The 24,598-nt window shown below is 71.2% G+C and carries 24 protein-coding genes, 1 tRNA gene and 1 pseudogene; 10 read left to right on the top strand and 16 right to left on the bottom strand.

Annotation, left to right across the window (positions count from 1 at the left end; all coding sequences use genetic code 11):
• Positions 1-60 precede the first annotated feature (60 nt).
• The 3 genes from AC3ET3_RS06085 to AC3ET3_RS06075 all read left to right on the top strand — a co-directional run bounded on the left by AC3ET3_RS06085 (position 61) and on the right by AC3ET3_RS06075 (position 1,850).
• The gene (locus tag AC3ET3_RS06085; protein ID WP_432135126.1) at positions 61-549 is read left to right on the top strand and encodes a phage holin family protein; all 489 of its coding nucleotides are present in this window, start codon (positions 61-63) and stop codon (positions 547-549) included.
• Positions 546-1,499 (top strand): alpha/beta fold hydrolase, encoded by a 954-nt coding sequence (locus AC3ET3_RS06080; protein ID WP_432135125.1) that lies wholly within the window; start codon positions 546-548, stop codon positions 1,497-1,499. Before AC3ET3_RS06085 ends, AC3ET3_RS06080 begins: the two co-directional genes overlap by 4 nt.
• 171 nt (positions 1,500-1,670) lie before the next feature.
• Positions 1,671-1,850, top strand: coding sequence for a hypothetical protein (locus AC3ET3_RS06075; protein WP_432135124.1), 180 nt, complete (start codon positions 1,671-1,673; stop codon positions 1,848-1,850).
• An 11-nt stretch (positions 1,851-1,861) separates the two neighbouring features.
• On the opposite strand, the gene AC3ET3_RS06070 is transcribed toward AC3ET3_RS06075, so the two are convergent.
• The 3 genes from AC3ET3_RS06070 to nth all read right to left on the bottom strand — a co-directional run bounded on the left by AC3ET3_RS06070 (position 1,862) and on the right by nth (position 4,876).
• Positions 1,862-3,061, bottom strand: coding sequence for a MarP family serine protease (locus tag AC3ET3_RS06070; RefSeq protein ID WP_432135123.1), 1,200 nt, complete (start codon positions 3,059-3,061; stop codon positions 1,862-1,864).
• Between the two features lie 119 nt (positions 3,062-3,180).
• Positions 3,181-3,870 carry an NUDIX hydrolase gene (locus AC3ET3_RS06065; protein WP_435611748.1) on the bottom strand — a complete coding sequence of 230 codons (690 nt, stop codon included), beginning with the start codon at positions 3,868-3,870 and terminating at the stop codon, positions 3,181-3,183.
• Positions 3,871-3,922: 52 nt separating this feature from the next.
• Positions 3,923-4,876 (bottom strand): endonuclease III, encoded by a 954-nt coding sequence (gene nth / locus AC3ET3_RS06060; protein WP_432135121.1) that lies wholly within the window; start codon positions 4,874-4,876, stop codon positions 3,923-3,925.
• Positions 4,877-5,153: 277 nt separating this feature from the next.
• Between nth and AC3ET3_RS06055 the strand changes: the two genes are divergently transcribed.
• Positions 5,154-5,828, top strand: coding sequence for a Crp/Fnr family transcriptional regulator (locus AC3ET3_RS06055; RefSeq protein ID WP_432135120.1), 675 nt, complete (start codon positions 5,154-5,156; stop codon positions 5,826-5,828).
• Positions 5,829-5,858: 30 nt separating this feature from the next.
• On the opposite strand, the gene AC3ET3_RS06050 is transcribed toward AC3ET3_RS06055, so the two are convergent.
• The 5 genes from AC3ET3_RS06050 to sp36 all read right to left on the bottom strand — a co-directional run bounded on the left by AC3ET3_RS06050 (position 5,859) and on the right by sp36 (position 9,377).
• Positions 5,859-6,860, bottom strand: coding sequence for a DMT family transporter (locus tag AC3ET3_RS06050; RefSeq protein ID WP_435611747.1), 1,002 nt, complete (start codon positions 6,858-6,860; stop codon positions 5,859-5,861).
• 66 nt (positions 6,861-6,926) lie between these two features.
• Positions 6,927-7,760 carry an MBL fold metallo-hydrolase gene (locus AC3ET3_RS06045; RefSeq protein WP_435611746.1) on the bottom strand — a complete coding sequence of 278 codons (834 nt, stop codon included), beginning with the start codon at positions 7,758-7,760 and terminating at the stop codon, positions 6,927-6,929.
• Positions 7,757-8,698: an NUDIX hydrolase gene (locus tag AC3ET3_RS06040; protein ID WP_432135117.1), complete on the bottom strand. Its 942-nt coding sequence runs from the start codon at positions 8,696-8,698 to the stop codon at positions 7,757-7,759. The genes AC3ET3_RS06045 and AC3ET3_RS06040 overlap by 4 nt, the downstream gene beginning before the upstream one ends.
• Before the next feature lie 56 nt (positions 8,699-8,754).
• Positions 8,755-9,219 (bottom strand): RidA family protein, encoded by a 465-nt coding sequence (locus tag AC3ET3_RS06035; RefSeq protein WP_432135116.1) that lies wholly within the window; start codon positions 9,217-9,219, stop codon positions 8,755-8,757.
• Positions 9,216-9,377 carry a Sp36 family protein gene (gene sp36 / locus AC3ET3_RS06030; RefSeq protein ID WP_003975360.1) on the bottom strand — a complete coding sequence of 54 codons (162 nt, stop codon included), beginning with the start codon at positions 9,375-9,377 and terminating at the stop codon, positions 9,216-9,218. Before sp36 ends, AC3ET3_RS06035 begins: the two co-directional genes overlap by 4 nt.
• A 140-nt stretch (positions 9,378-9,517) precedes the next feature.
• Between sp36 and bagA the strand changes: the two genes are divergently transcribed.
• Together bagA and bagB are read left to right on the top strand one after the other, a co-directional pair.
• On the top strand, positions 9,518-10,495 hold the full coding sequence (gene bagA / locus AC3ET3_RS06025; RefSeq protein WP_432135115.1) for an ATPase BagA: 978 nt from the start codon (positions 9,518-9,520) through the stop codon (positions 10,493-10,495).
• The gene (gene bagB / locus AC3ET3_RS06020; RefSeq protein ID WP_432135114.1) at positions 10,492-11,841 is read left to right on the top strand and encodes an ATPase BagB; all 1,350 of its coding nucleotides are present in this window, start codon (positions 10,492-10,494) and stop codon (positions 11,839-11,841) included. The genes bagA and bagB overlap by 4 nt, the downstream gene beginning before the upstream one ends.
• Positions 11,842-12,151: 310 nt before the next feature.
• On the opposite strand, the gene wblA is transcribed toward bagB, so the two are convergent.
• Positions 12,152-12,490: a transcriptional regulator WblA gene (gene wblA, locus AC3ET3_RS06015; RefSeq protein ID WP_067240880.1), complete on the bottom strand. Its 339-nt coding sequence runs from the start codon at positions 12,488-12,490 to the stop codon at positions 12,152-12,154.
• A 429-nt stretch (positions 12,491-12,919) separates the two neighbouring features.
• Between wblA and AC3ET3_RS06010 the strand changes: the two genes are divergently transcribed.
• Entirely contained in the window at positions 12,920-15,217 is a 2,298-nt protein-coding gene (locus tag AC3ET3_RS06010) for a transglycosylase domain-containing protein (protein WP_432135113.1), read from the top strand.
• 329 nt (positions 15,218-15,546) lie between these two features.
• Here the strand turns inward: AC3ET3_RS06010 and AC3ET3_RS06005 are convergent, their stop codons facing one another.
• Positions 15,547-16,011 carry a GatB/YqeY domain-containing protein gene (locus AC3ET3_RS06005; protein WP_432135112.1) on the bottom strand — a complete coding sequence of 155 codons (465 nt, stop codon included), beginning with the start codon at positions 16,009-16,011 and terminating at the stop codon, positions 15,547-15,549.
• Between the two features lie 277 nt (positions 16,012-16,288).
• On the opposite strand from AC3ET3_RS06005, the gene AC3ET3_RS06000 reads away from it, so the two are divergent.
• From AC3ET3_RS06000 to AC3ET3_RS05990, 3 genes and pseudogenes are all read left to right on the top strand, one after another.
• Positions 16,289-17,215, top strand: coding sequence for a metallophosphoesterase (locus tag AC3ET3_RS06000; RefSeq protein WP_432135111.1), 927 nt, complete (start codon positions 16,289-16,291; stop codon positions 17,213-17,215).
• 131 nt (positions 17,216-17,346) lie between these two features.
• A pseudogene (locus AC3ET3_RS05995) lies at positions 17,347-18,139 on the top strand (Pr6Pr family membrane protein).
• A gap of 33 nt (positions 18,140-18,172) precedes the next feature.
• Positions 18,173-18,246 (top strand) — tRNA-Pro (locus AC3ET3_RS05990).
• A 77-nt stretch (positions 18,247-18,323) separates the two neighbouring features.
• Here AC3ET3_RS05990 and AC3ET3_RS05985 read toward each other — a convergent pair.
• From AC3ET3_RS05985 to AC3ET3_RS05960, 6 genes are all read right to left on the bottom strand, one after another.
• Entirely contained in the window at positions 18,324-18,788 is a 465-nt protein-coding gene (locus AC3ET3_RS05985; protein WP_432135110.1) for a hypothetical protein, read from the bottom strand.
• Positions 18,789-19,181: 393 nt separating this feature from the next.
• Positions 19,182-19,481 (bottom strand): SHOCT domain-containing protein, encoded by a 300-nt coding sequence (locus tag AC3ET3_RS05980; protein ID WP_432135109.1) that lies wholly within the window; start codon positions 19,479-19,481, stop codon positions 19,182-19,184.
• Positions 19,482-19,574: 93 nt separating this feature from the next.
• The gene (locus AC3ET3_RS05975) at positions 19,575-19,988 is read right to left on the bottom strand and encodes a DUF6325 family protein (protein WP_432135233.1); all 414 of its coding nucleotides are present in this window, start codon (positions 19,986-19,988) and stop codon (positions 19,575-19,577) included.
• Positions 19,989-20,270: 282 nt separating this feature from the next.
• A complete protein-coding gene (locus tag AC3ET3_RS05970; RefSeq protein WP_432135108.1) occupies positions 20,271-21,272 on the bottom strand; it encodes a TIGR00341 family protein in 1,002 nt (333 codons plus the stop codon).
• Between the two features lie 76 nt (positions 21,273-21,348).
• Positions 21,349-21,756, bottom strand: a complete 408-nt coding sequence (locus AC3ET3_RS05965) for an SHOCT domain-containing protein (RefSeq protein ID WP_432135107.1) — start codon at positions 21,754-21,756, stop codon at positions 21,349-21,351.
• A 75-nt stretch (positions 21,757-21,831) separates the two neighbouring features.
• Positions 21,832-24,186: a sulfatase-like hydrolase/transferase gene (locus tag AC3ET3_RS05960; protein WP_435611745.1), complete on the bottom strand. Its 2,355-nt coding sequence runs from the start codon at positions 24,184-24,186 to the stop codon at positions 21,832-21,834.
• Positions 24,187-24,598: the final 412 nt, after the last annotated feature.

Raw genomic sequence — 24,598 nt, 5'->3', positions numbered from 1 at the left:
GATCCGGCACGACTCGGCCGGCCGCGCACACCCGCCCGTAGACGGACGAGGGAGAGAGCGATGAGCGCACCCGACGGCAGCCCGGTCGGCGCCGAACGCAGCATCGGCCAGCTGTTCGCCTCGGCGACGACCGAGATGTCCGCGCTGGTGCACGACGAGATCGCGCTGGCGAAGGCGCAGTTGAGGCAGGACGTCAAGCGCGGCGCGACGAGCGGCGGGGCATTCTCGCTGGCCGGTGCCGTACTGCTGTTCTCCCTGCCGATGCTCAGCTTCGCGCTGGCGTACGGCATCCGCACCTGGAGCCACTGGAACCTGGCGGTCTGCTTCCTGCTGTCCTTCGCGGCGAACGTGCTGGTCGCGGCCTTCCTCGCGCTGATCGGCGTGGTGTTCGCCAAGAAGGCGAAGAAGAGCCAGGGCCCGCAGAAGGTCGCCGCGTCGATGAAGGAGACGGCGGGCGTGCTGCAGAAGGCCAAGCCGCACCCGCGGCCCGAGCTGGAGCAGGACCGTGGCCCGAAGGCCATCGAGGCTGTGGCACGCTCATCCTCATGACGGACCCGGCCTCGACGCCTTCGGCACACCCCGCTTCGGTCGTACGGCCCGAGATGCCCGGCGGGAGAGAGGTGACCCACCGGGACGTCGCGGCCAACGGCGCCCGCTTCCACATCGCGGAGCTGGGCGACGGACCGCTGGTGCTGCTGGTGCACGGCTTCCCGCAGTTCTGGTGGACCTGGCGGCACCAGCTGACCGCGCTCGCCGACGCCGGTTTCCGGGCCGTGGCGATGGACCTGCGCGGCGTCGGCGGCAGCGACCGCACCCCCCGGGGCTACGACCCGGCCAATCTCGCCCTCGACATCACCGGTGTGATCCGCTCGCTGGGCGAGCCGGACGCCGCGCTGGTCGGACACGATCTCGGCGGCTATCTGGCGTGGACGGCGGCCGTGATGCGGCCCAAGCTGGTGCGCCGCCTCGCGGTCGCCTCCATGCCGCACCCCCGGCGCTGGCGCTCGGCGATGCTCGCCGACGCCCGGCCGGGCGCGGCCGCCTCCCACATCTGGGGTTTCCAGCGGCCGTGGATCCCCGAGCGCCGGCTCACCGCGGACGACGGTGCCCTGGTCGGCGAGCTGATCCGGCAGTGGTCGGGCCCGCGCCTGCCGGACGACGAGACGCTGTGGACGTACCGGCGGGCGATGTGCGTCCCGTCCACCGCTCACTGCTCGATCGAGCCGTACCGCTGGCTGGTGCGCTCGCTGGCCCGCCCCGACGGCCTCCAGTTCTACCGCCGGATGAAGCGGCCACTGCGGGTGCCGACGCTGCATCTGCACGGTTCCCTCGATCCGGTGACCCGGGTCAAGGGCGCGGCGGGGTCCGGGCAGTACGTGGAAGCGCCGTACCGCTGGCGCCTGTTCGACGGACTCGGGCACTTCCCGCACGAGGAGGACCCGGTCGCCTTCTCCACGGAACTGGTCAACTGGCTGAAGGATCCGGAACCGGACCGGTGAGCCCGGTGGCCGTCGGGGGCGCCGGGACGAGCGCGGTCGGTGACCGTGCCACCGCGTCCGGTGCCCGGAAGCGGAACGACTGCCCTACGAACGGCCACATGCCTCGCGCATAGGCCAATTGGCCGCCTCCGGGGCGGTTATCGACCTTGGGGCAGGGGCAGACGTCGGGGTATGGGCTGGACGCACGACTACAGTGACGCAGCACGCAACCGCCGCTCGGCCGCCGGGCTGAGCCCCCACCAGCGAGGGGTGGCCCCGCAGTCGGGCAGTGACCCCCGGGTGGGCATTCCGCGCATCCTGCGCCGCCGGGCCCGTTGGGTCTCGGTGCGGCTGCGTCACCCGCGAGGCTGACGCGCCGCGCGCTACAGCGCGCAGCTGTCGCTGTCCACCTGCTGGTTCGCGGTGCGCCCCGCGGTGATGTCCGGTCGGATCTCGTCCGCGGTGAGCGCGTAACCGGTGTCGGCGTCGTCGAGCGACTTCGCGAACACCACGCCGTAGACCTTGCCGTCGGGCGTCAGCAGCGGACCGCCGGAGTTGCCCTGGCGGACGGTCGCGTACAGCGAGTACACATCACGGCGCACGGTGCCGCGGTGGTAGATGTCGGGGCCGTTGGCCGTGATGCGGCCGCGCACGCGTGCCGCCCGCACGTCGTACGAGCCGTTCTCCGGGAAGCCGGCGACGATGGCGCCGTCGCCGCTGCTCGCGTCGTCGGAGGTGAACTCCAGGACGGGCGCGTCCAGACGGGGCACGTCCAGGACCGCGATGTCGCGCTTCCAGTCGTAGAGGACGACCGTCGCGTCGTACTTGCGGCCCACCCCGCCTATCTGGACGGTGGGCTCGTCGACGCCGCCCACGACGTGCGCGTTGGTCATGACGCGCCGCTCGCCGAAGACGAAGCCGGTGCCCTCCAGGACCTTGCCGCAACTGTCGGCGGTGCCCGTCACCTTCACGATGGAGCGCTGGGCGCGCACGGCGACCGGGCTGCCCGCGAGGGCCGGGTCGGGCGGCTGGACATCGGTGATCGGCTCGTTGGCGAACGGGCTGAAGACCTGCGGAAAGCCGTTCTGCGCGAGGACGGAGGAGAAGTCGGCGAACCAGGTGTCGGCCTGGGCGGGCAGAGCCTGCGACACCCCGAGCAGAACCTTGGAGTTGCGGACCTCCTTGCCGAGCGTCGGCAGGGTCGTGCCCGCGAGGGCGGAGCCGATCAGCCAGGCCACCAGCAGCATCGCCACCACGTTGACCAGCGCCCCGCCGGTGGCGTCGAGGGCGCGGGCCGGCGTCCAGGTGATGTACCGGCGCAGATTGCTGCCCAGGTGGGTCGTCAGGGCCTGCCCGACGGACGCGCACACGATCACGATGACGACCGCGACGACGGCGGCGGTCGTGCTCACCTCGGTGTTGTCGGTCAGCGCGTCCCACAGGACCGGCAGCAGATAGACGGCGACGAGACCGCCGCCGAGGAAGCCGATCACCGACAGGATGCCGACGACGAAGCCCTGGCGGTAGCCGACGACGGCGAACCACACGGCCGCGGCCAGCAACAGGATGTCCAGCACGTTCAAGGGGTCGCGCCTCGCCTCGTCATTCTGCGGTCACTCCAGGTCGGCCGAGGGTTCGGCCCGCCGCGCGGCGGCAGGCCGGCACTTCGTCCCTCGGGATGTGCGGAACGTAGGACACCCTGTCATGACCGCCAGTCGAGCGGGACCTGCCGGTCGAGGTCCCAGGGCCGCTCCCAGCCCGCGTAATGCAGCAGCCGGTCGATCAGACCGGCCGTGAAACCCCAGACGAGGGCCGATTCGACCAGGAATGCCGGGCCGCGGTGGCCGCTGGGGTGGACGGCGGTGGCGCGGTTGGCCGGATCCGTGAGATCCGCCACGGGCACGGTGAAGACCCGCGCCGTCTCGGCCGGGTCCACCACCCCGACCGGGCTGGGCCGCCGCCACCAGCCCAGCACGGGGGTCACCACGAAGGAGCTGACCGGGATGTACAGCTTGGGCAGCACCCCGAACAGCTGCACCCCCGACGGGTCGAGACCGGTCTCCTCCTCGGCCTCGCGCAGCGCGGCCCGCAGCGGGCCGTCGCCGTGCGGGTCGCCGTCCTCCGGGTCGAGGGCGCCGCCCGGGAAGGACGGCTGCCCGGCGTGCGAGCGCAGCGAGCCGGCCCGCTCCATCAGCAGCAGCTCGGGCCCGCGCTCGCCCTCGCCGAACAGCACCAGCACCGCCGACTGCCGGCCCCGGCCGTCCGCCGGGGGCAGGAAACGGCTCAACTGGATCGGCTCCACGGTCCGCACCGCGGCCACCACCGGGTCCAGCCAGTCGGGCAGCCCTTCACCGCTGAGCGCCACGTCCTCGATGTCACTCGCCCGTTTCATCCCGCACCCCCGTCCGACCTGCCCAACGAGCGAACCGACCGAGATCGTTCCGTCATCCGGCCCCCAACGGCGCCGCCGCCTTGCCGCCCGCGTCCAGATAGGCCTGCGGCGGGTTCAGCCGCTGACCTGGGTACCCGCCCTTCTCGTACTTCAGCAGCTTCTTCGCCTTCTCCGGATCCGTCTCGCCCTCGCCGAACGCGGGGCAGAGCGGGGCGATGGGGCAGGCGCCGCAGGCGGGCTTGCGGGCGTGGCAGATCCGGCGGCCGTGCCAGATCACATGGTGGGAGAGGTCGGTCCAGTCACTCTTCGGGAAAAGCGCGCCGACCGCGGCCTCGATCCTGTCGGGGTCGGTCTCCTCGGTCCACTTCCAGCGCCGCACCAGGCGCTGGAAGTGCGTGTCCACGGTGATGCCGGGCCGCCCGAAGGCGTTGCCGAGCACCACGAAGGCGGTCTTGCGGCCGACACCGGGCAGTTTGACGAGGTCCTCCAGGCGGCCCGGGACCTCTCCGCCGAAATCCTCCACGAGCGCCTTGGACAATCCCATGACCGACCTGGTCTTGGCCCGGAAGAAACCGCAGGGGCGCAGGATCTCCTCGACGTCCTCGGGATCGGCGGCGGCCAGCGCCTCGGGGGTGGGGTACTTGGCGAAGAGGGTGGGGGTCGTCTGGTTGACGCGCAGGTCCGTGGTCTGCGCGGACAGCACGGTGGCGACGACCAGCTGGAAGGGGTTGCCGAAGTCCAGCTCCGGGTGGGCGTACGGATAGACCTCGGCGAGTTCGCGGTTGATCCGGCGGGCTCGGCGGACCAGGGCGGTACGGGACTCGCCGCTCGGCGGTCGCACCTCCACGGTCTTCGCGGGCGGGGCCTCGCGCACCCCGGCGGCGGCCTTCTTCGGAGCGCCCTTCTTCGCGGCGGCGCTCACCTTCCTGGCGGCCGCCTTCTTGACCGGGGCGGCCTTGGCCGACTTCGCGGCTTTCGCCGCTTTGGCCGAACCCTGTTCGCCCACAGCGGAATCGCGCCCTGCAACCACCCGTCCAGCCCCCTTGCCCTGTGCTCTCACCGGCGTTTTGGACACTCGGCCAGCCTAGAGCCCGACACCGACATCCGCCCCGGACCCGGAAGATCAGCCCCCGATCGGGCCCCCTGCCGCTTACCCCGGGACACCTGTACGGCATCCTTGTGACAGATCACACTGTTTGGGCCGTCCGGCAGAATGGGGAGCACGGTCCCCTGGTACCAAGGGGGAGCAAGATCCCCTGAGCAGGTCGACAAGGAGAGAACTCGTGGACGACGTTCTGCGGCGCAACCCGCTCTTCGCGGCACTCGACGACGAGCAGTCCGCGGAGCTGCGTGCCTCCATGAGTGAGGTGACCCTCGCACGCGGCGACTCCCTCTTCCACGAGGGCGACCCCGGCGACCGGCTCTACGTCGTCACCGAGGGCAAGGTCAAGCTCCACCGCACGTCCCCCGACGGGCGCGAGAACATGCTGGCCGTGGTCGGCCCCGGTGAGCTGATCGGCGAGCTTTCGCTGTTCGACCCGGGCCCGCGCACGGCAACCGCCACCGCGCTGACCGAGGTCAAGCTCCTCGGCCTCGGCCACGGCGACCTGCAGCCCTGGCTGAACGTGCGGCCCGAGGTGGCCGCCGCGCTGCTGCGCGCCGTCGCCCGGCGCCTGCGGAAGACCAACGACGCGATGTCCGACCTCGTCTTCTCGGACGTCCCGGGCCGTGTCGCCCGCGCCCTGCTGGACCTCTCCCGCCGCTTCGGCGTGCAGTCGGAGGAGGGCATCCACGTGGTGCACGACCTGACGCAGGAGGAGCTGGCCCAACTGGTCGGCGCCTCCCGCGAGACGGTCAACAAGGCACTCGCCGACTTCGCCCAGCGCGGCTGGCTGCGCCTGGAGGCGCGGGCGGTCATCCTGCTGGACGTCGAGCGGCTGGCCAAGCGCTCGCGCTGACGCCCGGTTCCGCCGGGCCGGTACGGTCGTTCAGGGGCCCGCGCCGCGAGACGCGGGCCCCTGTCCGTGCCGGCGGCGGCCGTCCACGGGGGCCGCGCCCCCGGACCCGCCGTCCGGCTCCGAGCGGGCCTCGTCCCCGATCGCCGCACGGGCGTGCGCAGGCAGGTCGGCGCGTTTCCTCAACGCGCCCCCGTACACCCCGGCCAGCACCAGCGGCACTCCGAGCAGCAGGCCCGCCGACAGGGGCTCGTCGTCGAGCCAGGCGGACAGCAGGATCGTCACCAAGGGGATGACGACGAAGACGTACGCCGCGCGCGAGGCGCCCCAGCGCTCGATCACCAGCAGGTAGAACACGAAGGTGAGCACCGAACCGGCCACCACGAGGTAGGCCAGGGCCCACCAGGTCGCCGCCCGCTCGGGCAGGGCCCAGTGGTCGCCGGCCAGCCGTGACCCGGCGAGGAGCAGCACGGTGGCACCTGTCATGCCGACGGCGTTCATGGTGACCGGGTGCACCTTGGGCAGCCGGTGGACGAGCACCGCGGCCTCCGCGAGGCACAGCACACTGCCCAGCATCGCCAGCAGCGCCCGCCACGGCACGGTGCCCCGCAGCCCCTGGGTCATCACCGCGACCCCGGCCGCCGCGACCAGCGCTCCCGCGAGGGCGAGCGAGCGGAACCGTTCCTGCCCCTGGCCCACCGCAAGCAGCAGCGCGGCCAGCGGCACCAGCGACAGCACGGTCTGCCCGAAGCCGGCGTGGACGTACTGCAGGGCGTAGTACGCGAGGGCGAAGGTGGCGGCGAAGTTGAGCGCGCCGAACCCGAGCGCGCCGGCCAGCGCGGGCCCCTTGGGCGGCGCGAGGCGCCGTACGGCCATGACGGCGAGCAGCAGCGCGGAGGCGGCAGCGAAGCGCAGGGCGGCGCCCCACAGGGGATCGAGTTCACGGTTGCTGAACCGGATCCCGACCGCGTTGCCCCCGGCGAGGACGGCGGTCGCGCCGAAGCAGACGAGAGCCGTCCGGTCTGTCGGCCCCACGGCACCAGCGTAGGCCCGCAGGACGCAGCGGGGCGACGGCTGCGCGGCGGGCCGCCGATCAAGGGATCAGGGGATCAGACCGTGTTCCCGCAGGTAGTCGAGTTGCGCCCGGACCGAGAGCTCCGCCGCCGGCCACAGCGAGGGGTCGACGTCGGCGTAGACGTGGGCGACGACCTCGGCGGGGGTGCGGTGGCCGTCCTCGACAGCCGTCTCGACCTGGGCGAGGCGGTGCGCGCGGTGGGCGAGGTAGAACTCGACGGCGCCCTGCGCGTCCTCCAGCACCGGCCCGTGCCCCGGCAGCACCGTGTGGACGCCGTCGTCGACCGTCAGCGACCTCAGCCGGCGCAGGGAGTCCAGATAGTCGCCGAGACGGCCGTCGGGGTGCGCCACGACCGTCGTACCGCGCCCGAGGACGGTGTCACCGGTCAGGACGGCCCGGTCGGCGGGGATGTGGAAGCTCAGGGAGTCGGCGGTGTGACCGGGCGTGGGCACCACCCGCAGCACCAGGCCGCCCACCTCGATCACGCTGCCGGCCGTCAGACCCTCCTCGCCCAGCCGCAGCGCAGGGTCCAGGGCACGCACCTCGGTCCCGGTCAGCTCGGCGAACCGGGTGGCGCCCTCGGCGTGGTCCGGGTGGCCGTGCGTCAGCAGGGTCAGGGCGATCCGCTTCCCGGCCCGCTCGGCGGTGTCGATCACCGCGCGCAGGTGGCCCTCGTGCAGCGGCCCCGGGTCGACCACGACGGCCTGCTCGGCGTCCGGCTCGGCGAGTATCCAGGTGTTGGTGCCGTCGAGGGTCATCGGGGAGGCGTTGGGCGCCAGGACGTTGACCGCGCGGGCGGTGGCGGGTCCGGAGACCACCTCGCCGCGGGGTCGGCCGGGCAGCGTGCTGGCGTCCGTCATGCGGGGGCTCCACCGGTCGGGATGTGCTTCGTGAACTCGTCGTGGCCCGGCCAGGACAGCACGATCTCGCCGTCCGCCAGGCGGGCGCGTGCCAGCACGGGAGTGAGATCCCGGCCGGGCGCCGCGGCCAGCGCCTGCTCGGCGCTCGCGTACGGCGTGAGCTGGCGCAGCGTGGCAATGGTGGGCGGCATCATCAGCAGCTCGCCCCTGTCGTAGGCGGCGGCGGCCTCCGCCGGGCGGATCCACACCGTGCGGTCGGCCTCCGTGGAGACGTTCCGGGTGCGCTGCCCGCGCGGGAGAGCGGCGACGAAGAACCAGGTGTCGTACCGGCGGGCCTCGAACTCGGGGGTGATCCAGCGCGTCCAGGCGCCCAGCAGGTCCGACCTGAGGACGAGGCCCCGGCGCTCCAGGAACTCCGCGAAGGACAGCTCACGGGCCACAAGGGCCGCGCGGTCGGCCTCCCACTCGTCGCCCGTGGTGTCGCCGACCACCGAGTCGGCGGTCGGCCCGGCCAGCAGGACCCCGGCCTCCTCGAAGGTCTCCCGTACGGCGGCGCACACGATCGCCTGCGCGCCCGCCTCGTCGACACCGAGCCGCTTCGCCCACCACGCGCGCGTGGGGCCCGCCCAGCCGACGTGACGGTCGTCGTCACGCGGGTCCACGCCGCCGCCGGGATACGCGTACGCGCCTCCGGCGAAGGCCATGGAGGCGCGTCTGCGCAGCATGTGGACGAGCGGACCGCCGAGCGCGTCCGGCCCGTCCCCGGAGCACCGCGCCTGCGGCGTCTGCGGGGAGTCCTGCGCGCCCTGCGCAGCCCCGGCGTCCCTGAGCAGCATGACGGTGGCCGCCCGCTTGGGGACGACCGGCTCCAGGGTGCCGTCCGCGAGCGCCCGGATGCGCTCCGGCCAGTCCGGGGGAAACCACTGCCCATTCGCCATGGGCGGAGGCTATCCCGTGACGCGTGAATGTTCGAGAGGCGCCCGAGGTCAGCGCCCTACTGGGCCAGCTCCACCTGGATCTCGACCTCCACCGGCGCGTCCAGCGGCAGCACCGCCACGCCGACCGCGCTGCGCGCGTGCACGCCCTTGTCGCCGAGGACCGCGCCCAGCAGTTCGCTCGCCCCGTTGATGACGGCCGGCTGCCCCGTGAAGTCCGACGCGGAGGCGACGAACCCGACGACCTTCACCACGCGCGCGACGCGGTCCAGGTCACCCGCGACCGACTTCACGGCCGCCAGCGCGTTCAGGGCGCAGGTGCGGGCCAGGTCCTTGGCCTCCTCCGCCGTGACCTCGGCACCCACCTTGCCGGTCACCGGCAGCTTGCCGTCGACCATGGGCAGCTGGCCCGAGGTGTACACGTAGAGGCCCGTCCGCACGGCCGGCTGGTAGGCGGCGAGCGGCGGCACGACCTCCGGCAGCGTCAGACCGAGTTCGGCGAGCTTCGCCTCGACGGCGCTCACGCCTGCTTCTCCCGCTTCAGGTAGGCCACGAGCTGCTCGGGGTTGTTGGGCCCGGGCACGACCTGGACGAGCTCCCAGCCGTCCTCGCCCCAGGTGTCCAGAATCTGCTTCGTGGCATGGACGAGCAGCGGCACGGTTGCGTATTCCCACTTGGTCATGGGGCCGACTGTAGCCGCTGCCACCGGGCCCGCCCGCGCCCCGGTCGCCCTCCTCCGGGAGGGGTCGTTCGTAGTACCGGGGTGCCGGTTGTCCACAGCCTGCTGATTGGTGCGCGCGCGGAGTGGTTACGCTCGAAGACGTGAGCAGGCTCCAGGTCGTCAGCGGCAAGGGCGGGACCGGAAAGACGACGGTCGCCGCGGCCCTCGCGCTGGCCCTCGCCAAGGAGGGGAAGCGGACGCTTCTCGTCGAGGTGGAGGGTCGGCAAGGCATCGCGCAGCTCTTCGAGACGGAGGCGCTGCCCTACGAGGAGCGGAAGATCGCCGTCGCTCCGGGCGGCGGGGAGGTGTACGCCCTGGCGATCGACCCCGAACTGGCCCTTCTGGACTATCTCCAGATGTTCTACAAACTGGGCGGGGCCGGACGCGCGCTGAAGAAGCTCGGCGCCATCGACTTCGCGACCACCATCGCGCCCGGCCTGCGGGACGTCCTGCTGACCGGAAAGGCCTGCGAGGCGGTCCGCCGCAAGGACAAGCAGGGCCGCTTCGTCTACGACCACGTCGTGATGGACGCCCCGCCGACCGGCCGCGTCACCCGCTTCCTCAATGTGAACGACGAGGTCGCGGGCCTGGCCAAGATCGGCCCGATACACAATCAGGCCCAGGCGGTGATGAGGGTGCTGAAGTCCGCGGAGACGGCCGTGCACCTGGTGGCGCTGCTGGAGGAGATGCCGGTCCAGGAGACCGCCGACGGCATCGCCGAACTGCGCGCGGCCCGGCTGCCGGTGGGGCGGGTCATCGTCAACATGGTGCGCCCGGAGGTTTTGGACGGCACGCAGCTGGAACTCGCCCGGGACCTCCCGCGTACGGCCCTCGCGCGCTCCCTGTCCGCCGCCGGGCTCGGCGGTGCCCGGCGCGGCGGCCACGCGGAGAAGCTGGTGGACCCGCTGCTCGAGCAGGCCGAGGAGTACGCCGAGCGGTACGCGCTGGAGCACGAGCAGCGGGCCGTCCTCGCCGAACTGGACCTGCCGCTGCACGAACTGCCGCTGCTCGCCGAGGGCGTGGACCTGGCGGGTCTGTACGAACTGGCCACCGAGCTGCGGAAGCAGGGAATCTCATGAGTCCGGAACCGGCACCCCGGCCGGAGGGCCATCACCTCTCCCCCACGCGCGTGCTCGACGTCGACCCGCTGCTCGACGACCCGACGACCCGCATCGTGGTCTGCTGCGGCTCGGGTGGCGTCGGCAAGACCACCACGGCCGCCGCGCTCGGACTGCGCGCCGCCGAGCGCGGCCGCAAGGTGGTCGTGCTCACCATCGACCCCGCGCGCCGGCTCGCGCAGTCCATGGGTATCGACTCGCTGGACAACACACCGCGCCGGGTGAAGGGCATCGACGACGCGGCGGGCGGCGAACTGCACGCGATGATGCTCGACATGAAGCGCACCTTCGACGAGATCGTCGAGGCGCACGCTGATCCCGACCGGGCGGCCGCGATCCTCGGCAACCCCTTCTACCAGTCGCTCTCGGCGGGCTTCGCGGGCACGCAGGAGTACATGGCGATGGAGAAGCTGGGGCAGCTGCGCGCGCGGGACGAGTGGGACCTGATCGTCGTCGACACGCCGCCGTCCCGGTCCGCGCTGGACTTCCTGGACGCGCCGAAACGGCTCGGGTCCTTCCTCGACGGCAGGCTGATCCGGCTGCTGACCGCGCCGGCGAAGCTGGGCGGCCGGGCCGGCATGAAGTTCCTGAACGTCGGCATGTCGATGATGACCGGGACGCTCGGCAAGCTGCTGGGCGGGCAGTTGCTGAAGGACGTGCAGACGTTCGTCGCCGCGATGGACACCACCTTCGGCGGCTTCCGCACCCGCGCGGACGCCACGTACAAGCTGCTGCAGGCGCCCGGGACGGCGTTCCTGGTCGTGGCGGCCCCCGAGCGGGACGCGCTGCGGGAGGCCGCGTACTTCGTGGAGCGGCTGGCCGCCGAGGAGATGCCGCTGGCCGGTCTGGTCCTCAACCGGGTCCACGGCAGCGGAGCCGCCCAGCTGTCCGCCGAGCGGGCACTCGCCGCCGCGGAAAATCTTGAAGAGAGCCGCATTGTCGATCAGGAGGGCGGGAAAGCTGGACTTCGTAACTCTCCCGACACGTACGGAAGTTCAGACTCTCCCGCGTCCACGGCACCGACCCCCGGCGGCGACTCCCCCAACGACCCGGCCGAGGGACAAGGTGTCGATCGGCTCACCGCGGGCCTGCTGCGGTTGCACGCCGACCGCATGCACCTGCTCCTGCGCGAGCAGCGCACGCGCGACCGCTTCACCGCGCTCCACCCCGAGGTGGCGGTGACGGAGGTCGCCGCGCTGCCCGGCGACGTCCACGACCTCGCGGGCCTGCGCGACATCGGCGTCCGCCTGGCGGCCGACCACCCCGAGCTGCCTGAGACGGACGCGGCGGGCGCAGCACCCGGCTGAGGCAGGCCCGGGTCAGCTCCTCGGGGGCTACCGGGCCGGGAACGCCCGGGGCACGGCAGGACCCAGCAGATCCGGCGCCAGGAGGCGCCGCTCTCGACAGGCCTCGCTCCCAGGCACCGCACGCCGACACGCCCCGGGCGCCGCCCTGCTGCAGAACAGCGGACCGCACGGCGACGCGTTCCCGAACGCCACGTCACGCCGTCCAACCGCGTCACGCCATCCAGCCGTTCCAGCCGTTCACGCCCTCGACGCCGGCGTCAGCCGTGCACGCCACGCAGTCGACCCACCCGGGGCGGAACCCCCGAACGGCTCAGCTCACCGCCGCGTAGTTCTCGTACACCTGGTCGTCGTCGAGCGGGACGATGCCCACGCCGCGCTCGTACTCCGTACGCGCGGTCTCCAGCAGCCGGCGCCACGAGGTGACGGTCGGCCGTCGCCGCAGCAGGGCGCGGCGCTCGCGCTCCGTCATGCCTCCCCACACGCCGAACTCGACGCGGTTGTCGAGCGCGTCGGCCAGACATTCGGTGCGTACCGGGCATCCCGTGCACACCGCCTTGGCCCTGTTCTGCGCTGCTCCCTGAACGAACAGTTCATCCGGATCGGTAGTGCGACAGGCAGCCTGCGCACTCCAGTCGGTAACCCAGCCCATACCGGCGCCGTCCTCTCCCGAATCGAGGCTCCCCCACGGCGGCAAGCGGCATATTCACCGCCGCCAGTTGAGGACGTTACGGAAGGTGGGCACAGCGCAACACCCCCTTCGGGCCCAATCTTGAATGGCCCGAACGGACTATGGGTAAGCGGCAGATCACCCGGGGGAGTGAGCCCGCGACATACACGACTGTCCTGGCGAACCAGGACATTTCCTCTGCCACTCCACTCCGCCACAACGGACGCCGAATAACACATCAGGCGGATTGGGACACGCGTCCACCAAGAAACGAGGGGAAGCCTCCGCGACTCCGGAACGATTCGGATTCGCCGGACGTACTGATACGTAGCCGCGCTGCTGTGACAGTTGGCAGCAGCTTAGGCCAAGGCATATACACGTGTCCGGCGAATGAGAACGTAGGCTGCCCTCATGGCAAAGAAGCGCTCGGGCGGTGGTCTGTCGGCGACGCAGCAGGCCGCCAAGTTCCTCGGTGTCAGTGTGCTCGCGGGAGGGCTGCTGGCCGGCCTCGCCCTGCCCGCCGTCGGCGCACTGGGCCTGGCCGCCAAGGGTTCAGTGGAGTCGTTCGACGAACTCCCCGCCAACCTCAAGACCCCGCCGCTGAGCCAGCGCACCGCCATCCTCGACGCCGAGGGCAACCAGATCGCCTCCGTCTTCTCCCGCAACCGCACGGTGGTCGACCTCAAGGACATCTCGCCGTACATGCAGAAGGCGATCGTCGCGATCGAGGACTCACGCTTCTACGAGCACGGCGCAGTGGACCTCAAGGGCATCCTGCGCGCGCTCAACAAGAACGCGCAGAGCGGCGGCGTCAGTGAGGGCGCCTCGACGCTCACCCAGCAGTACGTGAAGAACGTCTTCATCGAGGAGGCCGGCGACGACCCCACCAAGGTCGCCGAGGCCACCCAGCAGACCATCGGCCGCAAGATCCGCGAACTGAAGTACGCGATCCAGGTCGAGGAGGAGCTGGGCAAGAAGAAGATCCTGGAGAACTACCTCAACATCACCTTCTTCGGCGAGCAGTCCTACGGCGTCGAGGCGGCCGCCCAGCGCTACTTCTCCAAGCACGCCAAGGACCTGAAGCTGCAGGAGGCCGCGCTCCTCGCGGGCATCGTGCAGTCCCCCAGCGTCTACGACCCGATCAACGACCCCAAGCAGGCCACGCTGCGCCGCAATGTGGTCCTGCAGCGCATGGCCGAGGTCGGCGACGTCTCGCAGGCGGAGGCCGACGCCGCGAAGAAGACCCCGCTCGGTCTGAAGGTCACCCAGCCGAAGAACGGCTGCATCACCGCCGTGAACGGCGCCAGTTTCTTCTGCAAGTACGTCGAGAAGGTGTTCCTCAGCGACCCGGTCTTCGGCAAGACCAAGGAGGAGCGGGCCAAGATCTGGAACCAGGGCGGCCTGACGATCCGCACCACCCTCCAGCCGCAGGCCCAGGAGTCCGTCGAGCAGTCGATAAAGGACAACGTCTACAAGTCTGACAAGGTCGCCGCCGCCGTCACCCTGGTCGAGCCCGGCACCGGCAAGATCCTCGGCATGGGCCAGTCCAAGCCGTACGGCTACGGCAAGAACGAGACCGAGATCAACTACTCGGTCGGCCGGGCGATGGGCGGCTCGAACTTCGGCTTCCCGACGGGTTCGACGTTCAAGCCGTACCTGGCCGCGGCGGCACTGGAAGAGGGGCGCCCGGCGACCCAGATGTACCCCTCGCCGTACTCGATGCCGTACCCGGACACCGTCCAGATGTGTGACGGCAAGGTCTGGCGCAACGTCAAGGGCAACGAGCTGGAGAACGAGAGCAGGTCCGAGGTCGGCCCGTACGACCTTCAGGAAGCCATGGCCAAGTCGGTCAACACGTACTTCGTGCAGATGCTCGAAGACATCGGCATGTGTCCCGTGGTCAACATGACCGGCAAGCTGGACGTCGTCCAGGGCAACGGCAAGCGGCTCCCGGTGTCCCCGTCGGCGCTGACCCTCGGCTCGCAGGGCATCGCCCCCCTCACCATGGCCAGCGCCTACGCCGCCTTCGCCAACCGGGGCATGTACTGCACCCCGGTCGCCATCGAGTCCATCACCCAGACGGTGGACGGCAAGCAGAAGTCGCTGGAGGTGCCCAAGTCGACCTGCTCGCGCGCGATGAGCGAGAAGACCGCGGACACCATAAACACACTGCTCAGCGGCGTGATCGACTCCGGCACCGGCCGGGCGGCCGGCCTGAGCGACCGCGACAACGCGGGCAAGACCGGCACCACCGACTCCCGCAAGAACGCCTGGTTCGTCGGCTACACCCCGAACCTCTCCGGCGCGGTGTGGGTCGGCAGTGCCACCCAGAAGGTCGAGATGACCGACATCTACATCGGCGGCCGGTACCACGGGGAGGTCTACGGCGGCGACACCCCGGGCCCGATCTGGAAGGCCGCCATGACCGGCGCCCTCGACGGCAAGGACGCGCCCCGGTTCAACAAGGTGGACATCCCCAAGCCGCCCAGGGAGCGCGAGGAGGACCCGGGCCGGGGCCGGGGCCGCGGCCATGACGACGGCAACAACGGCGACGGCTTCCTCGGCGGCCTCCTCACCGGCGGCGGCGCCACGACGAACGGCGCCACCACCGGCGGCGACACCGGCTTCCCCAGCCCCGACATCGGCCTCCCCGACGGCTGGCTCCAGGGCCAGGGGAACGGGAGGAACGGCACCGGTGGGCGCAACTGACTGAGCCCTGGCCCGGGGAACGGGGTGGGGGCTCGGGCGGGGGCCCGGGGACCGGGGGTGCGGGGCTCTGCGGTTTGTGCGTGTCGGCGGTACCTGCTGCATCGGGGTATCCGCTGTATCGGGGTATCCGCTGTATCGGCGGTACCTGCTGTGCATGACGAATGGCCCCGCCTCTTCCGGCTGGAGGAGGCGGGGCCATTCGTACGGGTGCAGGCGCGCGTGCGCCGCGCAGGGGACGACGTGTCGGCGGCGTCGGCGTACTGCGTCGGCGTACTGAGGACGCCAGGAGGGCAGCCCCGGCGAATGCGGTCCGCCGACGACGCTCCCGGTCAGCCCGCCAGAAGCTTCTTCACCGTGGCGGCGACGCGGCCACCCTCCGCCTGCCCGGCCACCTTGGGGTTCACGATCTTCATGACGGCGCCCATGGCCCGCGGTCCCTCAGCACCGGCGGCCTTCGCCTCCGCCACGGCCTGGGCGACGATCTCCTGGAGCTCGTCGTCGGACAGCTGCTTGGGCAGGTACGCGGAGAGCACCTCGCCCTCCGCCTTCTCCCGCTCCGCCTGCTCGGTGCGCCCGCCCTGCGCGAAGGCCTCCGCCGCCTCACGGCGCTTCTTCGCCTCGCGGGTGATCACCTTCTGCACCTCGTCGTCGGAGAGCTCGCGCTTCTCCTTGCCCGCGACCTCCTCCTTGGTGATCGCGGCGAGCGTCAGCCGGAGCGTCGAGGAGCGCAGCTCGTCGCGCTCCTTGATCGCGGCGTTGAGGTCTTCCTGCAGCTTCGACTTGAGCGTGGTCATGAGGTTGATTGTCGCAGGTACGAGAGTGCGACCGCCCACCGATTTACGGCGCACGCCGGTTCACGGCCCTCGCCCGTTCACGGCGCCCCTACCCGCGGTGACGGCGCTCACCGTCCCGACGGGCGCCCCCGCCGCACGACCATCCCCTCCACGTTCCCCTCTCGGCACTCGGTGCTCGGTGCTCCCCGCTCACCACTCGGCGCTCGGCGCTCTCGGCGTCACCCAGCAGGACCCGGGCCCGAAGCGGTGGCCCGCCCCGGTCTGACACGATGGGAGCATGCGCGCGCGATACAAAGTTCCCCTCGGAATCACGGCGGTTGGTGCCGCCGGTCTGCTGTACGCGGCGGGCTTGGAACCCCGCTCCTTCCGGCTGCGGAGAGTCACGGTCCCCGCGCTCCCTTCCGGAATGCGCCCGCTGCGCGTCCTGCAGGTCTCCGACATCCACATGGTCAGCGGCCAGCGCAAGAAGCAGCGCTGGCTGCGCTCCCTGGCCGGCCTGCGCCCCGACTTCGTGATCAACACGGGGGACAACCTGTCCGACCCGGAGGGCGTCCCGGAGACCCTGGACGCGCTCGGTCCGCTGATGGAGTTCCCGGGGGCGTACGTCTTCGGCTCCAACGACTACTACGGCCCCAAGCTGCGCAACCCCGCCCGCTATCTCCTGGAGAAGGCCAGCGGCCGGCACGGCCTCAACGGCAACCCGCCGGCCGTCGGAGTGGTCCACAACCCCTGGGAGGACCTGCGGGACGCGTTCGACGCGGCCGGCTGGCTGAACCTGACGAACACCCGGGGTGTGCTGAAGGTGGAGGACGTGTCGGTCGAGCTGACCGGCCTGGACGACCCGCACATCAAGCGGGACCGGTACGAGGAGGTGTCCGGCGGCCCCTCGGCGTCGGCGGACTTCTCGATGGGCGTGGTGCACGCCCCGTACCTGCGCACCCTGGACGCGTACACGGCCGACGGCTACCCCCTGATCCTCGCCGGGCACACCCACGGCGGCCAGATCTGCGTCCCCTTCTACGGCGCCCTGGTCACCAACTGCGACCTCGACACCGACCGCGTGAAGGGCCTGTCCACCCATACGGCCGAGGGCCGGACGTCCTACCTCCACGTCTCGGCGGGCTGCGGCGCCAGCCGTTACACACCGGTGCGGTTCGCCTGCCCGCCGGAGGCCACGTTGCTGACGCTGGTGGCGCGGGACTGAGCGGCGGCTGAGCGGCGGCTGAGCGGCGGACGACGCTGCGCCGCTCAGCGATAGGCGGGCCGTACGGGCAACGATCACCCGTGCGGACCGCCCACATCGCCCACTGTGCCCCTTATGCCTAGCTTGGGTGCATGACCGCCCCTATACCGAGGGACATCCCGGACCTCCCGCCGATCCCGCGCACCCACGCGCTCCTGCCCTCCGCCGTCCCCGCGTCCGCGGTGGTGCCCCCCGTACGCCGCACCCTGGCCACGGTTCTACGCCTGCTGATCGCGGCTCTGGCCGCCTCCGGCGTCACCCTGGCCCTCCTGCTGGGCAGCCCCCTACGGGTCCTGAGCCACTTCTCGGTGCAGAGCGCGATCCTCCTCACCCTGGTGACGGCGGCGTCGGCACGCCGGGCCTGGACCGCCCGCAAGCCCCTCCCACCGGCCCTGACCGGCGCGGCGCTCCTCTACGCGCTGGTCTCCGCCCTGGCGTACCACCTGCTCCTGGCGGACACGACACCCCCGTTCTCGCTCACGAACCCGGGGACCGCACCCACGGCGTCGGCCTGGGACAACCTGGCGAACGTCCTCCTCCACACCGCCATCCCGGCCGCCGCCGTACTCGACTGGCTCTTCCTGACCCCGCCCGGCCGCCTACGTCTGCGCCAGGCCGCACCGTGCCTCCTCTACCCCCTGGCCTACCTCGCCTTCACCTTCACCCGAGCGGCACTCCTCCCCCCGGACCACCCCGCCCGCTACCTCTACCCCTTCCTCGACGCCGACACCGACGGCTACAAACACACCCTCGCCAACGCCCTCATCCTCGGCCTCTCCTGCTACACCCTCGCCCTCCTCCTGGTCGCCCTCGACCACACGCGCCCGAACCCCGTCCGCCACCACTGGAGAAACCGGATTTCGTCTCAAGCCGCCAGTGGGCTAAAGTAAACGACGTCGCCGCGACGAGCAGCGACATCGGGGTGTAGCGCAGCTTGGCAGCGCGCTTCGTTCGGGACGAAGAGGTCGTGGGTTCAAATCCCGCCACCCCGACAGTGAAGTTCCAGGTCAGGGGCCTGATCCGCTTAGCGGGTCGGGCCCCTGAGTTGTTCCGGGGGCCAGTCTGGGAGTTATCGGGGAGCCGAGTTCGGGATCCGGTTCCCAGCCGATCCAGCCCCTCGCCTTGAGCGTCCTGATGGGTCCTGTGGACGGGGCAAGGAAGTGCCACGTCGAGTCGACGAGATTGGACGGCACTGGAGGGAGGACTCCCCGCCTTCCGCTTGCGCCCGGCCCTTGAACGGCTCTTCGATGAGCATGCGATCAGCGAAGCGTTCGTCGCGGACGGGCGCGGTGAGGACGAATTCGAGGCCGTGGCCGTCGGCCTCGACCGTGGACCAGCAGCCGGCGGTGATGCAGGCCCAGCTGTCGGCACGCGGTCCCGGGCTGACGGTGACGATCCGCAGACTGGGAACCGCTTCCCTTCGCCCAGGTCCCAGGTCGTAATCGCTGACCGCGATCGCATGGCCGGTGAAGAAGTCGCGAACGTGGGCCTCGACGCCTGCTGTCGCCCGCTGGTTGCGCTCGCTCTCGAACATGATGGAGAGGATTTCACGGCTGGCCCAGGTGTCCTGGCTGTGAGTCCGCCGCCTCCGGCGCGGCGGACCCGGATGGTCAGCCGGCCTTGACCGGCTCCGCGGCTCGGGATCGGGTGCACAGCCGCCCGGTCTCGAACGGCTCCTGAGGCAACGACATCAGCAGCGGCCGTTCGAGCGCGAAGTCCTCGGCGATGGTCCGGACCTGGAGCCGATCCGCCGGGCGTCGTCCTGCCGGGCCCCCTGCTCGACCATCTCGTTCAGCTCTCGCAGGTAGGTGGGCTCGTCCACAACGGGGATGCCCTCGGCTGTGGCGCGGCGCAGTTTGGTCGACGACGCTTTGCCGCGGCGGAGTCCAGGACGCGGGGTCGGCCCGGCGGGCCCCGCGGGGGTCGGTCAGGAGCCGAGGATCGCTTGCTTCTGTTGCTCGAACTCGGCCTCCGTGAGCAGGCCTTGCTTTTTGAGTTCGCCTAGCTCCTTCAGCTGGTCGATCTTGCTGGTCATGTCGGGGGCGGCCGCCGGAGCGGCGGGGCGCTCGGCCGGGTAGGACTGGTAGGCCTGCTGCGGTGCGGGTGCCGCCGGTGCCTGCTGTGCCGCCCACCGTCCCTGCTGACGGCGTGAGACACGGTTCGACACGGCGGTCGCCGTTCCGGCGACGACGGCGGTGCGTGCGACCCCACGAATGAGACCTGGCATGGCTGTGTCCCTTCTGTGCTGGAGAACTCCCCTGAGCACGCTGCCCTGAGGGGGCGCGCTGTCCCGGCGTGCTCCGTGCGGGAGCGCTCCGTCCTACTGGGCGGCTTCGGTCGCGTCGAGGGCGGCGAGGAGGGCGGGCACGGGGATCCGCCCGGAGGCGACCATGCGGGCGCCGCCGCGGCGCAGGGCCGCGGCGAAGGGGGCCGCCCAGAGGTTCTCGTAGACGAGGATGCCCGCGGAGCTGCCGGGTTCCAGCGCGGTGGCCGCCTCCTCGATGTCGTCCTGGCCCAGGAGGCCGGACGAGGCGCCCTCGAAGACGGCCAGGTCGAGTTCGCCGTCGCCGGTGAGGTCGGCGATCTCCATGCCGCTGACGGAGCCGTCCTCCTCCTTCCTGACGAACATCAGGTCCAGGATGCGGATGAGGCCGCGGTCCACGAGGTCGACCAGGATGGGGAAGCCCTCGCCGGTCATCCGGTTGCCGGGGAACTCCACGACCAGGTAGTCGATGGGGCCGGGTTCTGCGGCTTCCGCCGCTTCTCCGGTTCCGCCCGCCTTTCGTGCCTCTCCCGCTTCTCCTGCTTCTCCCGTTGCTGCGAAGTCGTCGCTCACGGCGTCTCCTCTGGTACTCGTGGCGTCCGCCTGTGTCCCCTCCACCCCTCCGCCCCTCCAATTGCATCATCGGGCCCCGCTCGTCGCACTTCGGTGCGACGAGCGTCCCGAGCGCGTTCGCCCAGGTCGCGCGCAGTGCTCCGGACAGATCCGCTGGTGGGTGCGACGGGGAGGCGGCGCTCAGTCGCCGACCTTCCCGGCGTCGATGCGCCGGCCGCGGGAGGCGTCCACCACGACGGGGATGCCGTCCGGGATCTGTCCCTCAAGGCGGTCGAGCAGGGACTGCACCGGCGGGAGGTCTCCGGGTACCCGGACGTGTACGTACATCGTCCGGGACGTCGCGTCGACGCTGGTGACGCTCGCGCCGGGCTCGTCCGCGAGCCACTGTTCCGCCGCGTCCTTGGTCCGGCCGGTCCACACGTTCAGCAGCAGCGTGGTCGCGGTGTTGGCCGCCAGTGGGAGGAACACGACGACGAACAGAAGGATCATCGCGCCGTAGGCCCGGCGGGCGGGGCGTCCGGCCGCCCTGTCGGCCTCCGCGGCGTAGCCGAGCGAGGCGAAGACCATCATGCCCGCGAAGACCAGGGCGAAGAGGTTCGAGACGAACAGGGCCAGTGCGCCCAGCGCCAGCCATCCGGAGAGCTTCTCCAGGCACACTCCCGCCACCACCAGCGGCGGGACGAGGGAGATGGCGATCGCGACTCCGGGCAGCACGGCGGCGACGTCCCTGCGGGCCAGGGCCACCGCGCCGGCGAAACCCGTCGCCAGGGCGGCGATCAGGTCCATCAGGCCCGGCGACGTCCGTGAGGAGATCTGGCTGTTGGACAGCAGGTCGTAGTCGCCGGGCAGAGCCACCGCCATGAGCATCCCGATCGCGATCACCAGCAGGCAGGCGAAGAGCACGACGGCGGCCGACCCGGTGCGGTGGCGCTTCACCGAGCCCAGGGCGATGCCCATGATCGGTGTGGACAGCGGCGCGATGATCATGGCGCCGATCACGGTCGCCGTCGAGTCCGTGATCACTCCGCCTGCCGCGATGACCGACGACAGCGTCAGCATCGTCCAGAAGGCCGAGCGCTTGGACGTGGTGTCCCCGGACGACAGGACCAGTTCCTCGGTCAGTTCGTCCAGCGAGCGGCGCTGGGCGGCCGGCAGGACCCGGGCGCGAACACTGCTGATCATGCTTCCAAACAACCACGATCAGCTCGCTTTCCCAGGGCAGGACACGGGGAGCGGAGCCTCGCTTCCAGCCCGCGGCTCAGTGGAGGATCTTCTCCTTGGCCCGCTGGAACTCGGCTTCGGTGATGTCTCCCCTGGACCGGATCTCGGAGAGCTTGGCGAGTTGGTCCGCCTCGCTGGTGGGCCCCGCGCCGCCGGCGGCGGTCTCGCGGACGTAGTCGTCGAACGCCTGCTGCCGGGCCTGGGCGTGTCGTATCTCGCGGTCACCCATGCCCTGGCCGCGGGCCAGGATGTAGACGAACACGCCGAGGAAGGGGAGCAGGATGACGAAGACGAGCCATCCCGTCTTGGCCCCTCCGCCGAGGCTGTCGTCCCGGAAGATGTCGGCGATGATCCGGAAGAGCAGGACGATCCACAGGACCCACAAGAAGATCCACATGGCGGTCCAGAACGCTCCGAGAACCGGGTAGTCGTAGGCGAGGTTCATGTCACCACTCCTTGTTTCTCGTCTCCCGCGGGAGAGCACTCACGGTCAGTCCGTCAACCGTCAGTCGGTCAACCGTCAGTCCGTCATGAACCAGCCCCGCACCTGCGCCTCGTGATCGACGTAGCGTTCGCCGGAGACGTCGACGACGACCTTGTCGATCGTGCCGCCGGTGAACGGGAACGGGCCTCGGTAGTCGGGCGTGACCGGCGAGGCGTCGTCGCGGCCCACGCAGATCCCGTCGCCGACCACGCAGAAGGAACCGGGCTGCGTGACGATGTCCTCGTGGCCCACCTCCCGGTCGTCCACGTAGAGGGTGAGCGTGCCCTCGGCGCCGGGCATCTCCGGGTCGGTGCTGCGGCCGCTCGCCGCGAACTCGGCCGTGAGGACGTGCTTGCCGGGCGGGATGTCCCCTTCGGCGTCCACCACCTGGAGGTGGCTGCCGACCCAGTTGAACGCGTAGTGCAGGCGGTGGTCCTTGACGTAGAGGCTGTGGCCGCCCGTCACCCCGCCGTGGGCGTACAGAACGCCCTCGGCGTCGGCCGAGTCGACATCGACCCCGGCGGCGATGGTGTACGACCGGCCGCTGATCACGACGCCGGACTGCTCGGGCACCGCCGAGGTGCCGGGGTAGTACACGTAGCGGTCGCGCTCGGGGTTCCCGTGCGGCCGGTCGGCCAGCACCTGTTCCAGGGCGGTACGGTCGTCCAGCGGCAGCCCGTTGTAGACGCCCGCGTAGTAGTACCAGAGGCTCTTGAGGGTCTCCAGCCGGGCCGGTTCCCGCGCGGCCAGGTCCGTCGACTGCGCGCGGTCGGTGTCCAGGTCGTACAGCTCCCACACGTCGTGGGCGAAGTCGCCCCAGCCGCTCAGCGGGGGATGGACGGTGCAGGCCAGCCAGCCTTCGTGGTAGATGGAGCGCTGCCCCAGCATCGTGTAGAACTGCGTCCGGCGTCCCGGCGCGTCGGGGTCGGTGAGCGACGCCTTGAAGCTCTCGCCCTCGATCGGGCTCTGCGGGTAGCCCTTGATCACGTCGGGCGGTTCGATGCCGAGCAGGTCGTAGAGCGTGGGCACGACGTCCACCGCGTGGACGTACTGCTGCCGCACCTCTCCCCTGGCCTCGATCCCCGCGGGCCAGGCGACCATGCACATGTCGGCCACGCCGCCCTCGTAACCGGCCCAGCGCTTCCAGTACGGGAACGGTGTGTCGAACGCCCACGCCCACCCGGTGTTGTAGTGGTTGTACGACGTCGGGCCGCCCAGCTCGTCGATGTGTTCCAGGGACAGCTCGGCCGGCGTGGGCAGGTTGTTGAAGAAGCGCCACTCGTTGAACGTGCCGTCCGGTCCGCCCTCACCGCTCGCCCCGTTGTCGGAGACGGCCACGATGATCGTGTTGTCGAGTTCGCCGGAGGACTCCAGGAAGTCGAGCACCCGGCCGAGCTGGTCGTCGCTGTAGGAGACGTATCCGGCGAAGACCTCGGCCATCCGGGTGAACAGCCGCCGCTCGTCGTCGCTGAGCTCGTCCCAGGGCCGCACGGTGTCGAGCAGCGGCCAGGGCTGGCCGTCCGGCCCGGTCACCGAGGGTTCGCCGTGGGGGTTGATCGGGGAGAGCTCGGTGTTCTCCGGCAGCAGGCCCATCTCCTTCTGACGCCGCAGGATGTCCGGTCGGATGGCCTCGTAGCCCTGGTCGAAGACGCCCCGGTACCGGTCGGCCCACTCCTTGAAGACGTGGTGCGGCGCGTGGGCCGCGTCGAGGGAGAGGTACATGAAGAAGGGTTTGCCGGGGTCGACCACCTTGGCGTCCCGGATGAACCCGATGGCCTTGTCGGAGAAGTCCTTGGCGATGTGGTAGCCCTCTTCGGGCGTGGCCGGCGCGGCGACCGGGTGGTTGTCGTGGATCAGGTCCGGGTACCAGCAGCTCGACTCGCCGCCGAGGAAACCGTAGAACCGCTCGAAGCCGCGCCCCAGGGGCCAGCGCCCCTTGTACGCGGCCATGTTGATCTCGTCGCCGGGGGTGAGGTGCCACTTGCCGACGCAGTACGTGTTGTAGCCGTGTTCGCCCAGGACCTCGGAGAGGAAGCCGTTCTCGAACGGGATGCGGGTGGAGATGCCGGGGAACCCGGCGCTGAACTCGGCGACGGTCGCCATTCCGTTGGACGTGGCGTTCCGGCCGGTCATCAGCGAGGACCGGGTCGGGGAGCACAGCGCCGTGGTGTGGAAGTTGGCGTAGCGCACGCCCATGTCGGCGATCCGTGACATCGCCCGCGTTCTCACCGGGCCGCCGAAGCAGTCCATCGTCCCGTAGCCGACGTCGTCCCACGCGATCACCAGCACGTTCGGGGCGCCCTCGGACGCCCTCGGCGCGAGGTACGGAGCCCAGTCGGGCTGGGAGTCGCGGATGTCGAGGGCTATCTTCCCTTTGAAGGGCTTGGCCATGACGGATCTCCTCGTCGCTCCGGGTCCTGACCGGCTGCATCCCCACCATGGCCCCCGGCCGCCTCCGCCGCCTCACCCCTCACGGGTGACACCGCCACCGCCACCGCCACGGCACACCGGCCCTCGGCACTCGGCACTCGGCCCGAGCCGGTCTGCCCGACCGGGTGGCGGCCCTCCGGTCGCCGGCGGCGTGGACGGCCTCGTCGCCGCAGTCGTGGGCGGCCTCGTCGCCACTGTCGTGGACGGCCTCGCCCCCGCAGTCGTGGCAGCCCCGGCGCCACTGTCGCGGACGGCCTCGCCCCCGCAGTCGTGGCAGCCCCGGCGCCGCTGTCGTGGGCGGCCCCGGCGCCGGAGGGCTCGGCGGCTCCCTCCTCGCCCACCAGCGGTGATCTTCCGCGATCTCACCCGTCAC

Source organism: Streptomyces sp. bgisy159 (assembly GCF_057707805.1).
Note: the sequence above shows the minus strand (reverse complement) of the source record. Positions and strands in the feature narration are given on the sequence as shown.

Excerpts from the sequence above, each read along its gene's own strand:
- AC3ET3_RS05980 (WP_432135109.1), bottom strand. The coding sequence starts at position 19,481 with ATGCCAGGTCTCATTCGTGGGGTCGCACGCACCGCCGTCGTCGCCGGA.
- AC3ET3_RS05970 (WP_432135108.1), bottom strand. The coding sequence starts at position 21,272 with ATGATCAGCAGTGTTCGCGCCCGGGTCCTGCCGGCCGCCCAGCGCCGC.
- AC3ET3_RS05985 (WP_432135110.1), bottom strand. The coding sequence starts at position 18,788 with ATGTTCGAGAGCGAGCGCAACCAGCGGGCGACAGCAGGCGTCGAGGCC.
- AC3ET3_RS06080 (WP_432135125.1), top strand. The coding sequence starts at position 546 with ATGACGGACCCGGCCTCGACGCCTTCGGCACACCCCGCTTCGGTCGTA.
- AC3ET3_RS06040 (WP_432135117.1), bottom strand. The coding sequence starts at position 8,698 with ATGGCGAATGGGCAGTGGTTTCCCCCGGACTGGCCGGAGCGCATCCGG.
- AC3ET3_RS06065 (WP_435611748.1), bottom strand. The coding sequence starts at position 3,870 with ATGAAACGGGCGAGTGACATCGAGGACGTGGCGCTCAGCGGTGAAGGG.
- AC3ET3_RS06000 (WP_432135111.1), top strand. The coding sequence starts at position 16,289 with ATGCGCGCGCGATACAAAGTTCCCCTCGGAATCACGGCGGTTGGTGCC.
- bagB (WP_432135114.1), top strand. The coding sequence starts at position 10,492 with ATGAGTCCGGAACCGGCACCCCGGCCGGAGGGCCATCACCTCTCCCCC.
- AC3ET3_RS06045 (WP_435611746.1), bottom strand. The coding sequence starts at position 7,760 with ATGACGGACGCCAGCACGCTGCCCGGCCGACCCCGCGGCGAGGTGGTC.
- AC3ET3_RS06075 (WP_432135124.1), top strand. The coding sequence starts at position 1,671 with ATGGGCTGGACGCACGACTACAGTGACGCAGCACGCAACCGCCGCTCG.
- wblA (WP_067240880.1), bottom strand. The coding sequence starts at position 12,490 with ATGGGCTGGGTTACCGACTGGAGTGCGCAGGCTGCCTGTCGCACTACC.
- AC3ET3_RS06085 (WP_432135126.1), top strand. The coding sequence starts at position 61 with ATGAGCGCACCCGACGGCAGCCCGGTCGGCGCCGAACGCAGCATCGGC.
- AC3ET3_RS05960 (WP_435611745.1), bottom strand. The coding sequence starts at position 24,186 with ATGGCCAAGCCCTTCAAAGGGAAGATAGCCCTCGACATCCGCGACTCC.
- AC3ET3_RS06005 (WP_432135112.1), bottom strand. The coding sequence starts at position 16,011 with ATGACCACGCTCAAGTCGAAGCTGCAGGAAGACCTCAACGCCGCGATC.
- AC3ET3_RS06010 (WP_432135113.1), top strand. The coding sequence starts at position 12,920 with ATGGCAAAGAAGCGCTCGGGCGGTGGTCTGTCGGCGACGCAGCAGGCC.
- AC3ET3_RS05965 (WP_432135107.1), bottom strand. The coding sequence starts at position 21,756 with ATGAACCTCGCCTACGACTACCCGGTTCTCGGAGCGTTCTGGACCGCC.
- sp36 (WP_003975360.1), bottom strand. The coding sequence starts at position 9,377 with ATGACCAAGTGGGAATACGCAACCGTGCCGCTGCTCGTCCATGCCACG.